Here is a 14,103-nt window from a genome sequence, read left to right as displayed (position 1 = left end):
GATGACCGGAGCCGCTGTTCTCATTATGCTCACCGCCATTGTCGTTATCTGGGGAGGCCTGGCCGTCTCGGTTTCGGCGCTGGTCGTGCGCGGGCGCCGCGAGGACCTGGAGGCCAGGAGGGCCGCCCTGGCCGCCGCCCGGGAGCACATGCGCCAACAACCCGAGGCCTGACCGCCCTTTAACAACACGAGGTCTGACCGCCCCTCCCCGGCGCACCCGCCGGGGAAGGGGTGGCGGTGGGCCCAGGGGCTCACGGCGGCGCGAGCGGGCCCGCCGGGCGGGGTGAGGGCGGTCCCACCCCCGAAACGCCGGCGCGGGTGAGGGCAGGATCGGAAGCGGTGAGAGACAGTTGAGAGACAATGCAGCCATGACAAGCTCCGCGCCCCTGCCACGGCTTGTGGCCTTCGACCTTGACGACACCCTGGCACCCTCCAAGTCCCAGATCCCTGAGCCCATGGCGGCGGCCCTGCGCGCCCTGCTCGACGTCGTCCCGGTCTGCATTATCTCCGGGGGCCAGATCAGCCAGTTCCACGCCCAGGTCCTGGCGCACCTGGGCGCCAATGAAGCTGAACTCTCCCGGCTTCACCTCATGCCCACCTGCGGCACCCGGTATTACACGTGCGCCGCGGAAGACTGGCGGTTGGTCTACGCCAACGACCTCACGCCCGCCCAGATCGCCGAGGGCTTCGCCGTGGTGGAGGCCGAGGCCCGTCGCCTGGGATTGTGGGAGGAGCAGACCTGGGGCCCCATCCTGGAGGATCGGGGCTCCCAGATCACCTTCTCGGCCCTGGGCCAGGAGGCTCCCCTTGAGGCTAAGAAGGCGTGGGATCCCACCGGTGAGAAGAAGAGCCGCCTGCGCGACGCCGTCGCCGCCCGCCTGCCCGAGCTGGAGGTCCGCTCCGGCGGCTCGACCAGCGTCGACATCACTCTCAAGGGTGTGGACAAGGCCTACGGCATGCGCAAGCTCGCCGAGGTCACCGGCATCCCCCTGGGCGACATGCTCTTCGTCGGGGATCGCCTCGACCCCAAGGGCAATGACTACCCCGTCAAGGCCCTGGGCGTGCGCTGCCAGGCGGTGACCGGCTGGCAGGACACGGCCGTCTTCGTCACCGACCTCGCCGCCCGCATTGCCAGTGGCCCGGAGTGACGGCTGTTGTTCACCGAACTCACTGAGGCCGCCGGGCGGGCCGCACGGCACTGGGCCAGTGCCCTGGCCGGCGTGCGGGGGAGGATGCGGCGCCGGGGCGCCAGGAGCGTCCACCGCTGGGCCGCCGTCCTGCGCCGCACCCGGGGGGCTGTGCGCGCCCTGTGGGCCAGGACGGTCGGGCGCTGGTGGGAGGACCGCAGCGTCGGCTTCCGCAGGACCATCCGCACCCTGGGGATGCTTATCGCCACCAGTGTGCTGTCCCTGAGCGTCGGCCTGGCCACGGCCACCGCCACCTCGCCCTGGGGCCCCCACGAGGCGACCTGGGCCACCACCTTGGACTCCGCCCTCACCTTGGACCTGGGGCCGCTGGGCATGGTGTCCATGGATTCACCAGCAGGAGTTCTCGGGGTCGAGGTGACCCTGGGCGAGATCCCCTCGCAGATGGGCGTCAGCGCCGTCGACGCGACCACGCTGGGTGAAACCCTGAACCGTGACGCCCAGGCCTATGTGGCAGTGGTCTCCCACCCCGAGCTCACCATTGGGCGTGGCCTGCGGGCCCTGGCGGACGACGCCCTGCGCCGCGCCGTCCTCATGGAGTCCATCATCCTGTGCCTTGTGGCGGCGGGGCGCCTGGCCTCCGGTGGGCGCCTGCGCGATACCGTGCGCCTCGTGCTCGGCCGGGGACCGGCCTCCGCGCTCCTGGGGACGGTGAGCCTGGCCTGCGTGGTGGCCCTGGTCGCGCCCCAGCTGCGGGCACCGGCCGGGGGCGGCCAGCCGGTGGCGGCCTTGGCCGGGACCGCCCTGGAAGGGGTGCGCATGTCCGGTCGCGTGGCCGACGTCGTGGCCGCCTACGGCACGGAGGTCACCGCCTTCCTGGAGGACAATGAGGCCTTCTACTCCCAGGCCCAGGAGAATCTGCGCGTGGCTTGGGCGGCCAGTGAGGCGGCTGGCGGTGTGGCCAATGCCACCGCCTCCCAGGGGCAGGTCGACCAGGCTGCCATAGACGCCCAAGTCCAGGAGGTGACCGGCCGCCAGGCGCGCGGCCTGACCAAGGCCGCCGCCCAGCGAGCCCAGGACGCGGCCCCGACCGGGCAGCCCGCCACAGCTGCAACAGCCACCGCCACCCGGCCCGCTGCCGGGGGCGCCTGGGCGCTGGCGGGCCAGAAGGTCACAACGGTGGTCTTAAGCACCGACCTGCACTGCAACCTCGACGTCATCGCCTTCTCCGGGGTCCTTGACGAGATCGCCGGCGCGGACATCCACATGGACGACGGGGACTTGACCATGACCGGCTCCGACCCGGAGCAGGTGTGCGTCGATGCCCTGACCAAGGCCGTGCCCGCAGGAGTGGCTCGCGTGGCCACCCTGGGCAACCACGACTCGCCCTCCATTGGGAACCATCTGCGCGCCCAGGGCTGGACTGTCACCGACGGCACTGTTCAAGAGGTCGGTGGTCTGCGCGTGATCGGCGACGACGACCCCGAGCGCACCACCGCCACCGGCACGGTGCCGGCGGGCACCGAGAGCGCCCAGGACGTTGGTGCGCGCCTGGCTGAGGAGTCCTGTCGCGCCGGGGGCGCCGACGTGGTCCTCATCCACCAGCCCTACACCTTCGGGCCCCTGGTTGAGCGGGGCTGCGCTCCGCTTCTTCTGGCCGGCCACGTCCACCAGGAGCGGGGGATGAGCACCGCAGTGGGCGCCAACGGAGAGGTGACGAGCCTCATATCAGGGGCCGCTAAAGGCGGGACGTCCCTGGGGCCGGTCACTGAGGACGCCTACCTGCATGTGCTCGCCTTCGACGACCAGGGCTTCTTGGTGGCCTGGCGCACCGTGGTTCTCCATACGGACGCCTCTGTGACCGTGGGGGCCTGGCGGCCGGTGCCCACTGCCGAACAGAGCGCCGCCGGCCAGACCAGCGCCGAGGCGACCCCGCCGCCCACCCCGACGCCCTCATCGACCGGAGCGCCGGCCTACGGGTGAACCGCCGCCCTGCACGACCTGCACGGTAAGGCACAATGACATCGATCAGCGCCCGCCAGATGGGTGCCCGGGTCGCGCAGACGCCGGGTCCACGCCCGGCCGAGTCCAAAAAGTCCGAAAAGAGGTGCCTATGGCGCACGTGCCCACCGAGGCCGATATTGACGCAATGAGCGAGGAGGAGCTCGAGGCCTTCCTCAACCGGGCCTCCGCGGGCTCCTCCGGGGACGAGGGCCTTGAGAGCGAACCGCCCCAGGACACGAGCGGCGTACCCGCCTGGCTGACGCCCACGGGTGCCCCCCGCTCCTACGCCTGGACCCTTATTGCCGGCTCGTCGCTGGGCATTGGCGCCAGCTGGGAGCTCATGGACGCCGAACTCCAGCAGCTGCGCGAACCCATGGGTCAGCTCACCTGCGACATTAACCCCCTGGTGTCCTGCGGTGCTTCCCTCAATGTGTGGCAGGGCAACCTTCTGGGGGTTCCCAATGCCTTCCTGGGCGCCATGGCCTTCGCCGTCCTGCTGGCATTCGGTGTCCTCCTGCTGTCAGGAGTGCGCCTGCCGCGCTGGATCTGGTGGGGCCTGTGCGCCGGCAGCCTGGGGGGCCTGGCCTTCGTCGCCTGGTTCCTGGGGGTCTCGGTGCTCACCTTCGGCAAACTGTGCCCCTGGTGCATGAGCATCTGGGCGGCCACCATCCCCATAGCGACCGCCACATGGGGTCAGGCCGCCGCCGCCGGGCACCTGGGGGTCAGTCGGGCCCGTGGCCGGCGCCTGGCCCGCCGGCACTGGTGGGTTGCCATTGGCCTCTACGCCGTGATCGTGGTGATTATCCTCACCGCCTTCTGGGACCAGTGGATGGCGCTGGTGTCATGACCCCCGGTACGGGCGCCGAGCGCACCGAGCTGACGGATTCGCCAGTCACCCAGGACTACCTCAAAGCGGTGTGGGCCGCCTTGGAATGGGGCGGCACCGGCGCCTCCATTACGGGCCTGGCCCGCCGCATGGGGGTGGCGGCCTCCACCGCCTCAGAGAACGTGACCCGACTGGTGGAGGCCGGCCTGCTCCTCCACGAGCCCTACCGGGCGGTGACTCTCAGCCGGGAGGGACGGCGCTGCGCCCAAGCCATTGTGCGCCGCCACCGGCTCCTGGAGACCTACCTGGTCGCCGTCCTGGGATTCGAGTGGGATGAGGTCCACGAGGAGGCGGAGGTGCTTGAGCACGCCGTCTCCGACCGCCTCCTGGAACGCATTGACGCCGCCCTGGGACGCCCGGTGCGGGACCCGCACGGCGACCCCATCCCCACCGTCGACGGCCGCATTATCACCCCCGAACTGCGCTCCATTGACACCCTGCGCGTGGGCCAGACCGGGGTGGTGGGCCGGATTAAGGACAACCCGCAGACCCTGCGTCACCTCGCCCGCGCCGGGATCGGTTTGGACACCCCGGTCACCGTGGTCGAGCGCACCGCCTCCGGGGTGCGCGACAAGCGCCGCCGGGCCACCACCGTGCGGGCTGTGCGCGCCGCCGGGACGCCCGCCCCCCAAGCGCCCGACGCCGTCGTACCCGCCAGAAGCCTGTGGGTCCTGACCTGAACGAAGGTCGGGCCGGCCCGACCGGGCTGCGAGTCGGGACCCGATCGGTCGCCGCTGGGGGACAATGCCCCCATGAGCACCCTCTTCACCAAGATTATGAACGGGCAGATCCCCGGCAACTTCGTGTGGGCCGATGACGTGTGCGTCGCCTTCGCCACCATTGAGCCGCACACCGATGGCCACGTGCTGGTGGTGCCGCGCGAGGAGATCGTTTCCTACGTGGACGCCCCCGACGAAACCCTCGCCCACCTCGCGGTGGTCGCCAAGCGCATTGGCAAGGCCCAGACCCGCGTGTTCGAGGCGCCCAGGGCCGGGATCCTGGTCGTTGGCTACGGCGTGGACCACCTGCACATCCACGTCCTGCCCATCCGCTCCGAAGCAGAGGTCTCCCCGGCCGCCGCCCGCCACAATGTCCCCGGCGAGCAGATCGAGGCCGCCATGGCGCGCCTGCGCGAGGGCCTGGTTCAGGACGGCTGGGGGGAGTTCGTGCCCGCCCAGACCGCCGACTGACCAGTCCCGCGCACCAGCCGGCCGTGGCGGCCCCACCGAATCGCCGACGGCGCCGTCAGTGACAACAGTGACAGCATAGATGGCAGTGACAGCATTGATAGCAGTGCCGGCATTGACAGCAGTGCCGGCATTGACAGCAGTGCCGGCAGTGACGGCGTCGTCGCCCCGGCGGGCCGCGCCGGCCGTGGTTAGTGGGGGTGGTCGGGGTGCACGATGTGCGTGCGCGTCGAGCCGGTGCCGCGATGCGGTTGGCGCACCCGGTGGCGCAGCAGTAGGGCCCCGGCGGCCGCGCTAATGGCCGTGCCCAGGATGACGGCAGCGCGGGCGTGCTCGGTGGTGGCCCCCTCCGTGAAGGCCAGGCCCGCCATGAGCAGTGCAACAGTGAAACCGATCCCGGCAACCGCTGAGAGCGCCAGCACATCGGCATTGTCCACACCGTGGCCCAGGCGCAGCCGGGTCAGGCGGGTCAACACCACCACCGACCCCCAGATGCCCAGGATCTTGCCCAAGGGCAGGCCCAGATAAATCCCTATGGCCACGGGGTCGCTCAGAACCTCATCCAGGCCCCCGCCATCGACCACATTGACTCCCGCGGCGAAAAGCGCGAACACCGGTAGGGCCAGCCCCGCGCTCCAGGGGTGGGCCGCATGGGCGAAGCGGGCGGTCATGCCCGCCGGCTCGGCGCGCGTGGGCCGGGCGGGGACGGTGGCCCCCAGGAGCACCCCGGCAATGGTGGCGTGAATGCCCGAGGCGTGCATAAAGACCCAGGCCGCCACTGCCAGGGGAATGAGCACGAACCAGCGGGTCATGCCCCGGTGGACCAACGCCGCGAAGACCCCGATCACCGCCAGGGCGCCTAAGAGGGCCAGGGCGTTGAAACCGTGGGAGTAGAACACGGCGATGACAATGATGGCCAGCAGGTCGTCCACCACCGCCAGGGTCAGCAGGAAGGTGCGGGCCGCAGGGGGCAGGCCCCGTCCGAAAATGGAGAGCACCGCCACCGCGAAGGCGATATCGGTGGCCGTGGGCACCGTCCAGCCCCGCATGTCGCCGTCGCCGGCGACCTGGACGACCGTGTACACCAGGGCGGGGCCAACCATGCCGAAGATGGCCGCCAACATGGGCAGGGCCGCCTCACGCATATCGCGCAGGGCGCCGACGACGAACTCCTGCTTGAGCTCCAGGCCCACCACGAAGAAGAACACGGCCAGGAGGCCGTCGGCCGCCCAGGTTGCCACCGGCAGGTTCAGGTGGAGGCCGGCAGGCCCCAGGACGGTCTCCGACACGGCCGTATAGGTTCCCCGCCAGGGGGAGTTGGCCCACACGAGGGCCACCGCGGCTGCGGCCACCATAATGAGCCCGGAGAGGACCTCGGACTCCAGGCAATGGGCGATGCGGTCGGGCAGGTCGCGCAGGCGCAGGGGCGGGCGGTGCCGGCGCGGCCCGTGACCCCAGGGGGCGGGGTGCTGCTTGAGGCTTCGAGGGTGGGCGGGGCGCCGGCCCTGGTGCTCGCCGGGGCCGGGTGAGCCGCTCGCGGGTCGGGTCATGCCTTCCTTTCACGAGGGGCCGCGCCCAGGCGGTAGATCCTCCAGCCGGCACGGCCACCTCAGGTGTTTGGGCCGCCAGGCTGGGCCGGGGCTGTCTCTGCGATTGTCCGCCGCCCAGGGTATCCGAGTATCCGACCGGGAAAAGCGCTCCTCATCGCCGTCGGCGGCCCATCTCACACCGGGAGGTGACCGTCATCGCCCGCTCGTCGGCCGGACAGCCGCAGGGGACGCCGAGGGGCGGGGGATAGGCTGTGCCCCAGCAGGACCGCCCCGTGCCTGATCCGTCATGGGGCGGCGTCCCGGCGCATCCACGCAGCAAGCACGGAAGAGAGCACTGCCGCAATGACGGACAACACCCCGCAGGGCACGGACGAGGCCACCCCCTACCGCTACACGGCGGCGTTGGCCGACTCCATTGAGACCTCCTGGCAGGACCGCTGGGAGTCCGAGGGCACTTTCCACGCCGACAACCCAGTCGGTGCGCTGGCGGGCCCGGGCGCCGCGCGGGAGAAGTTCTTCCTGCTCGACATGTTCCCCTACCCCAGCGGCAAGGGCCTGCACGTGGGGCACCCCCTGGGCTACATCGCCACCGACGTCGTGGCCCGCTTCACCCGCATGACCGGCAAGAACGTGCTGTACACCATGGGCTACGACGCCTTCGGCCTGCCCGCCGAGCAGTACGCCGTGGCCACCGGCCAGCACCCGCGCACCTCCACCGAGGCGAACATCGCCACCATGCGCCGTCAGCTGCGCCGCCTGGGCCTGTCACATGATCCGCGCCGCTCCCTGGCCACCATTGACCCCGGCTACGTGCGCTGGACGCAGTGGATCTTCCTGCAGATCTTCAACTCCTGGTTCGATCCCACCGCCCCGCGCCGTGACGGTCGCGGCACCGGCGCCGCCCGCCCGGTCAGTGAGTTGATCTCCAAGCTGGCCTCCGGCCAGGTGCCCACCCCCGACGGGCGGCCCTGGGCTCAGCTGACACCCGGCGAGCAGGCCGACGTCGTCGACTCCCACCGCCTGGCCTACATCTCCAGCGCCCCGGTGAACTGGTGCCCCGGCCTGGGCACGGTGCTGGCCAATGAGGAGGTCACCGCCGAGGGCCGCTCCGAGCGCGGCAACTACCCGGTGTTCAAGCGCAATCTGCGCCAGTGGATGATGCGCATCACCGCCTACGGGGACCGCCTGGCCGAGGACCTGGACACCGTGGACTGGCCGGAGAAGGTCAAGCTCATGCAGCGCAACTGGATCGGCCGCTCCGAGGGCGCCCAGGTCACCTTCGCCCTGTCCGGTGCGAGCCGGGCCGGCGCCTGCCAGGACTCCCTGGAGGTCTACACCACGCGCCCGGACACCCTCTTCGGCGCCACCTTCATGGTTGTCTCTCCCGAGCACCCGGTCCTGGGCGGCATCGCCTCCCCGGCCTCCGTGCGCTCGGCGGAGGAGATCGCCGCCGACGCCGCCGCCCTGACGGTCCCGGCGGCCTGGCCCGAGGGCACTAAGCGGGCCTGGACCGGGGGCCACGCCACGCCCGCCCAGGCCGTGGCCGCCTACCGCGCCCGGGCCGCAGCCACCTCCGAGGCCGACCGCACCGACGAGGGCCGGGCCAAGACCGGTGTCTTCACCGGCTTCTACGGCGTCAACCCCGTCAATGGCGCACTGGTACCGGTGTTCGTGGCCGACTATGTGCTCATGGGCTACGGCACCGGCGCCATTATGGCCGTGCCCTCCGGCGACCAGCGCGACTGGGACTTCGCCCGCCAGTACGACCTGGACGTCATTGCCACCATTGCCCCGCCGGAGGGGTTCTCCCTGGAGGAGGCCGCCTGGACTGGGGACGGCGAGCTGGTCAATTCCGCCAATGACGAGATTGATCTCAACGGCATGGGCAAGGACGAGGCCAAGGCGGCCATGACCGCCTGGCTGGAGTCCAAGGGCACCGGCCGGGGGGCGGTCACCTACCGCCTGCGCGACTGGCTCTTCAGCCGCCAGCGCTACTGGGGCGAGCCCTTCCCCGTGGTCTGGGATGAGGAGGGCCGCGTCCACGCCCTGCCCGAGTCCATGCTGCCCGTGGAGTTGCCGGAGGTCACCGACTACTCCCCGCGCTCCTACGACCCCGACGACGCCGACTCCGACCCCGAGCCGCCTCTGGGCAGGGCCACCGACTGGGTCAGGGTTGAACTCGACCTGGGGGAGGGGCCCAAGACCTACTTCCGCGAGACCAACACCATGCCCAACTGGGCGGGCTCGTGCTGGTACGAGATGCGCTACGTGGACCCCGATGACGAGAACAACCTCATTGACCCCGTCAACGAGGCCTACTGGATGGGGCCGCGGCCCGAGAACGGCAACGTCTCGGGCGGCACCGACCTGTACGTGGGCGGCGTGGAGCACGCCGTCCTGCACCTGCTCTACTCCCGCTTCTGGCACAAGGTCCTCTTCGACCTGGGCGTGGTCAGCTCCTCAGAGCCCTACCACCGCCTGTTCAACCAGGGCTACATCCAGGCCTACGCCTACACCGACTCCCGCGGCCAGTACGTGCCCGCCGAGGAAGTCGAGGAGGCCACCGCAGCGGACGGCTCCACCGTGTTCACCTGGCAGGGGCAGGCCGTGAACCGCGAGTACGGCAAGATGGGCAAGTCCCTGAAGAACATTGTCACCCCCGACGAGATGTACCGGGCCTACGGGGCGGACACCTTCCGCGTCTACGAGATGAGCATGGGGCCGCTCGACCAGGACCGCCCCTGGGACACGCGCGCCGTGGCCGGAGCCCAGCGCTTCTTGCAGCGGATGTGGCGCAACGTCGTCTCGGAGGCCACCGGGGCCGTCACGGTGGTCGACGAGCCGGCCGATGAGGCGACGCGACGCCTCATCGCCCGCACGATCGTGGGCGTGCGCGCCGACTACGAGGCCATGCGCCTCAACACGGCGATCGCCAAGCTCATTGTGCTCAACAACCACCTCACCTCACTGGAGGCGGTCCCGCGTGAGGCCGCCCAGGCCCTGGTCCTCATGACCGCGCCCGTGGCCCCGCACATCTGCGAGGAGATCTGGTCCAGGCTGGGCAATGAGCACTCCCTGGCCAATGAGCCCTTCCCCCGGGTCGAGGACCCCGAACTGCTCAAGGCCGAGACGGTGACCTGCGTCGTCCAAGTCAAGGGCAAGGTCCGCGACCGCCTCCAGGTCGCCCCGGATATCCCCGAATCCGAGCTGGAGAAGCTGGCGCTGGCGGCGCCCGGCGTGCTGCGCGCGCTGGACGGCAGGGGCGTGCGCAAGGTCATTGTGCGCGCACCCAAGCTCGTGAGCGTCGTACCCGAGTAAGGGGCCGCGACGGGCCCGATACGGATCGACCATACATCGGGAGTAAGAAGGAGAAGCAGTTCGAAGTGGCCCCGGACCAGGTTAGTCCGGGAATGCGTTTGTCCTCAGCAAGCACGATGATGCTGCTCACTTCTCGGCGTAGCTGGGCAGGAGATGAAATCAAGGTCGCGCATGAGCGACCGGAGCGTGTCGAGACAGGGAGGCGTACCTTTCTGAAGCAACAGGCCAGCGATGTTGCCGATCGTTCCAGTTCGATTTCAACCACAACCTCTGATTGAACACATCGAACTCTCTCAGTCCAGGCAGATCTCCTTGCTATCAGATCAAGGAAGAACAGAATCACGTAACGTCTGGGAGGCGTGTCTCAGCACGACAAAAATCACCGTTCTAATAATGCCGAAAGGTCTTTTATCATCGCCCTGATGGCAGGTAAATCGGTGGCTGGTTGCCACCTCTGATGAGTGTCGGATGACGCATACGTAATCTGAAATACGGCCTGCAAGAAAGAAGCACCTTCAGGGCAGTGGTCCAATAGCGTTCTAAGCTCTCTTCCCGCAAAACCTCCGAAAACCAGTGGGTCGTCAGAACTCACCGTAAAATGCAGGTCTCTGGTGTGACGTAGTTCCCACAAAGGATGACTGCTGTACTCTCGAGTCCCCGCTATTGCCATATTGGAAGTCGGACAACATTCTACGACAACTTTCCTCTTAGCCAGTTCTGATCGTAGAAACCCGTCAACTTTAAGAGTGTGCTGCATGAGGAACTTCTCGATCTCGCCATAGAGGTGTGCGTCAAACCGAAATACGAACTCCGGTGTCCTTCCGAGGGTACTGGTAGAGATGACTTCATTCCAAGCAAAGCACTGAATAGCGTGCTGGGTTGATTCAACACAGTTTTTAATCGTAGCTCGCCATGCAGACTTCGACGATTCTCGACACCATTGGTCGCCCTGTAGTCCAAGATTCTCGATCGCCCAATCGATCAAGTCGTAAGAATGTAAGAACTTGAAAGCCGCTATCCAAGAATCGACCGGTATTGCTGAACCACAATATGGTCTAGCAAGCCGTTCGATATAATTCGCACACTGAGTCGATCCACCCGTGTCTTCCAACTCTCTTAAGATCTCATGGAAGAAACACAGATCCAACATCGTCTCAGTGAAAGCTGCGGCATAGCCTAGCGGAGATACGATTGGATACTGATTACTCACCTTCCTTCTGTAGTTCATTCCAAGGGCTATACAGTGACCCAAGCGAGAGAGATTCTCTGAACCGTAAACGAGGAATTCTCCGATTGTTCGTAGGCCCCGATAGCCATGCCGGAAACATTCGCCCGCATGCGCGCCAAAAGGTACTTTGATACCGTTCTTGTACAGCCAATTCATTGCGGCAACATACGGCCAGCTAGCATGATCAACCTCAGCACCGCTGACATCAAACCATCCAACGTAACACCGAAGCTTCTCCGAACCAAGTTTTTCATGTAGTGATGCAATAGAGCTGCAAAGTGTCGCAGCGTAACTAACCTGTTCCCACGGCAGACTATAGCGCAAGTCATGTACGGGTATATCGGAGTCTGTCGCATGATTTCCTGGACATAGTGAGCTAGTCCAATCTACTCTCGGGCGTTGGAACGAGATCGGCGTGGAGAAACTGAAGCCGTTCGGAAAGTTAAAATCGTCTGGTAGATTATACAGCAGTCCATCAAAGGCCGACCAGAGCTTCTTGAAGCCAGAAAGAATATCTCTTTCCATTTCGGTCGTGGTAAGACAAGGGTCGATCTCCCGCCTTAACTCAAAACCGTTGCAGCGAAATGGGCGAGGAAAACCCACAAGCGCTAGCTCCATCGACGATCTGAGAGCGAGTACTTCGTTAGTATAGTCCTTACGAAGATTGAAAATACCCGGTTGAGGTCCCACAATTGACTTCCGCAACTGTGACGCATAGTCGCAGTGAGATTGAAATTCAGCGAATCCTTCACCTGGTATTGAGGCTACTTTAGAAAAGACCCTGACACACGCTCTCACAAGATTCAAGATAAAGACATGTCTCCAGTCGAATTCATTGTTATCAATAGTAATATGATAGCTCTGATCCTCATTTAAGAGACGTTGTTCAAAAACATCCTTTAGTAGTCGATGCGGCGTATCTTGGCTCGTTCCATTTGTGTCGAGATGAGCGAGCCGTTCGAAATCCTCAAACGATACGACATCATTGAATATTGTTTGGATCTCGGAGCGACCAATGTTGCTATCTTTAGAAACGATCCCGGAAACTATTGTCCAAAACTTGCCGTTAACGACAAGACTCCAAGCTCCAGCTGAATTGCTATGGTGCACGAAATCGGGTAACTCCCACGATCTAAATCTCACGATATCAGACAAACTCAAGAACGCCCATCTAATGCTGCTTAGCAGCACGACCATTTCTTGAGATGATGACGAGCCCACTTGAAAGCTGGGACCTCTGTAAATAATACTATTCAACAAGGTGCGTACATCATAAGCTAATCCAGAGTGAACGTGGCAATCTTGAACCCATGTCTGAGTTCCTGAGCGATCGTCATCCTTCCAGTACGTCGGCTCAGGACCGAATAGGCGATGCGCTAAGAATCTCTTCCATGAATAGTCCGGCGAAGGCAATTCCAAATCATACCAATTGATCAGACGAATCGGGTCGTTATATAGTCTGAAAAGGGTCAATAGAATGTTTTCAACCTTAACTTGATTACCTTCGGATACTATGTCCAAAGTGTCAAGCCACCACTCAACCTGATCGTCGCGAAATGTTGTTCCTGGAACGTTATGAGGAAAGGTAGAAGGGCTACCAAACCGATCCGAATTGAAAACTGTCCACGTCAAACAGGGAATAGTCCATCGTGCTAAGTCACTGTCAAGGTTCACGTGATTATTAAGTCTCGAAGTATTCACGTTGCTGCCTAAATGTCCGCCTTTGCCCATGCCCGCAACCTGGCGATAGTGAAATCTGTCAACGCGCGATTGCCGGATGGTTTGGTACTTGGGGCGGCAGGGTCGTCTGAAATCGGGACCGTTAGGCCTGCAGCAGACGTCCCGTTGCCCGAAAGCGAGGTCTCAATCGCAGAGTTTCCAAAGAGCTGCGTAGAAACCAGCCGATTCCACTCTCTTCGAAAAATATTCCATGTTGCCGGTACGTCAATCTTAAATTCTTCAACTACAGTTGCATAGCCCGCTACCCATGCAGCCTCGGCTAGCGATTCGGATGATCTGCCCATTTCAGAGGCGTGTTTTCGAACTCTCGCTCCTAAGGAAAACCGGGAATAGCGATCGGAGGGATGATCAACAGGATCAGTGCCGCCGGAAATTCTGACCATTTCTCTGCAGAACCGACGAATTTGGTCTTCATTGAATAGAGCTTCGTGCCAGTGAGACGGGAGAAATCTCTGGTACCAGCCTAAATAGTGAAGGTTATTCACAGGGGTTTGCGGGATTTCGTCGGAGGAGGCCGGAAAGGATGGTGGGTAACCGGGGGTGCGGAATGGAGTGGTTCCCGCCGCCTGGCGGGCTCTCCAGGTGGGTGACGTAAGAGAGGTTGTGGGTGGCGCCCCAACCAGCGGACAATTTAGGCGTCTAAACAAAAACCAGCCACGGGCAAGGGCGCCACCATGAACGGTATCACACGACTGGACCAGCGTCAGGTGAGCCACCTGTGCACCACCCTGGAACAGCATGTTGGCGCCCTGCCGGCGGCGGGCCTGCGGTCCCTGGGCCTGCGCGGGTGCGTCAAGACCACCTTGCTGTACCTGGCCCACAACCTCACCCAGGAACTCATCGCCGCCATCATGGACGTCTCACAAGCCACCATCAGCCGCGTCATCGGCGCCTACACGCCCCTGATCGCCCAGGCCCTCCAGGACGCCGTCCCCACCGTGGAGGACCTGGAGCCCACCACCGAACTCATCATCGACGGCACCCTGGCACCATGCTGGTCCTGGAGAGACCACCCCGAGCTGTACTCCGGCAAGCACCACACCAC

Annotated in this window: 10 protein-coding genes; 8 read left to right on the top strand and 2 right to left on the bottom strand. The window is 65.1% G+C overall.

Annotated features, from left to right (window positions below):
• Position 1 precedes the first annotated feature (1 nt).
• From EUC46_RS10655 to EUC46_RS10630, 6 genes are all read left to right on the top strand, one after another.
• Positions 2-172 (top strand): methionine/alanine import family NSS transporter small subunit, encoded by a 171-nt coding sequence (locus tag EUC46_RS10655; protein WP_128774141.1) that lies wholly within the window; start codon positions 2-4, stop codon positions 170-172.
• A gap of 196 nt (positions 173-368) precedes the next feature.
• The gene (locus EUC46_RS10650) at positions 369-1,148 is read left to right on the top strand and encodes an HAD-IIB family hydrolase (protein ID WP_128774140.1); all 780 of its coding nucleotides are present in this window, start codon (positions 369-371) and stop codon (positions 1,146-1,148) included.
• 6 nt (positions 1,149-1,154) lie between these two features.
• Positions 1,155-3,128: a metallophosphoesterase family protein gene (locus EUC46_RS10645; RefSeq protein WP_206645976.1), complete on the top strand. Its 1,974-nt coding sequence runs from the start codon at positions 1,155-1,157 to the stop codon at positions 3,126-3,128.
• A gap of 130 nt (positions 3,129-3,258) precedes the next feature.
• On the top strand, positions 3,259-3,996 hold the full coding sequence (locus tag EUC46_RS10640; protein ID WP_128774139.1) for a vitamin K epoxide reductase family protein: 738 nt from the start codon (positions 3,259-3,261) through the stop codon (positions 3,994-3,996).
• Positions 3,993-4,715: a metal-dependent transcriptional regulator gene (locus EUC46_RS10635; RefSeq protein WP_128774138.1), complete on the top strand. Its 723-nt coding sequence runs from the start codon at positions 3,993-3,995 to the stop codon at positions 4,713-4,715. The genes EUC46_RS10640 and EUC46_RS10635 overlap by 4 nt, the downstream gene beginning before the upstream one ends.
• Before the next feature lie 72 nt (positions 4,716-4,787).
• Positions 4,788-5,225, top strand: a complete 438-nt coding sequence (locus EUC46_RS10630) for an HIT family protein (protein WP_128774137.1) — start codon at positions 4,788-4,790, stop codon at positions 5,223-5,225.
• 188 nt (positions 5,226-5,413) lie between these two features.
• On the opposite strand, the gene nhaA is transcribed toward EUC46_RS10630, so the two are convergent.
• A complete protein-coding gene (gene nhaA / locus EUC46_RS10625; RefSeq protein WP_128774136.1) occupies positions 5,414-6,772 on the bottom strand; it encodes a Na+/H+ antiporter NhaA in 1,359 nt (452 codons plus the stop codon).
• 342 nt (positions 6,773-7,114) lie between these two features.
• Between nhaA and EUC46_RS10620 the strand changes: the two genes are divergently transcribed.
• Positions 7,115-10,090 carry a leucine--tRNA ligase gene (locus EUC46_RS10620; RefSeq protein ID WP_128774135.1) on the top strand — a complete coding sequence of 992 codons (2,976 nt, stop codon included), beginning with the start codon at positions 7,115-7,117 and terminating at the stop codon, positions 10,088-10,090.
• Between the two features lie 379 nt (positions 10,091-10,469).
• Here EUC46_RS10620 and EUC46_RS10615 read toward each other — a convergent pair whose 3' ends face one another.
• Positions 10,470-12,992 (bottom strand): amidohydrolase family protein, encoded by a 2,523-nt coding sequence (locus tag EUC46_RS10615; protein WP_164918813.1) that lies wholly within the window; start codon positions 12,990-12,992, stop codon positions 10,470-10,472.
• A 740-nt stretch (positions 12,993-13,732) separates the two neighbouring features.
• Between EUC46_RS10615 and EUC46_RS12770 the strand changes: the two genes are divergently transcribed.
• Positions 13,733-14,103, top strand: a 371-nt coding sequence (locus EUC46_RS12770; RefSeq protein ID WP_206645975.1) for a transposase family protein, incomplete at its 3' end; no start/stop codon positions are given.

The sequence above is a fragment of the Actinomyces oricola genome (genome assembly GCF_004104015.1).
Lineage (GTDB): Bacteria > Actinomycetota > Actinomycetes > Actinomycetales > Actinomycetaceae > Actinomyces > Actinomyces oricola.
The sequence above is the reverse complement of the archived record's forward strand: the minus strand, read 5'-3'. Positions and strand labels throughout refer to the sequence as shown.

Coding starts and splice junctions, on each gene's coding strand:
- EUC46_RS10655 (WP_128774141.1), top strand. CDS start 2: ATGACCGGAGCCGCTGTTCTCATTATGCTCACCGCCATTGTCGTTATC.
- EUC46_RS10650 (WP_128774140.1), top strand. CDS start 369: ATGACAAGCTCCGCGCCCCTGCCACGGCTTGTGGCCTTCGACCTTGAC.
- EUC46_RS10640 (WP_128774139.1), top strand. CDS start 3,259: ATGGCGCACGTGCCCACCGAGGCCGATATTGACGCAATGAGCGAGGAG.
- EUC46_RS10635 (WP_128774138.1), top strand. CDS start 3,993: ATGACCCCCGGTACGGGCGCCGAGCGCACCGAGCTGACGGATTCGCCA.
- EUC46_RS10630 (WP_128774137.1), top strand. CDS start 4,788: ATGAGCACCCTCTTCACCAAGATTATGAACGGGCAGATCCCCGGCAAC.
- nhaA (WP_128774136.1), bottom strand. CDS start 6,772: ATGACCCGACCCGCGAGCGGCTCACCCGGCCCCGGCGAGCACCAGGGC.
- EUC46_RS10620 (WP_128774135.1), top strand. CDS start 7,115: ATGACGGACAACACCCCGCAGGGCACGGACGAGGCCACCCCCTACCGC.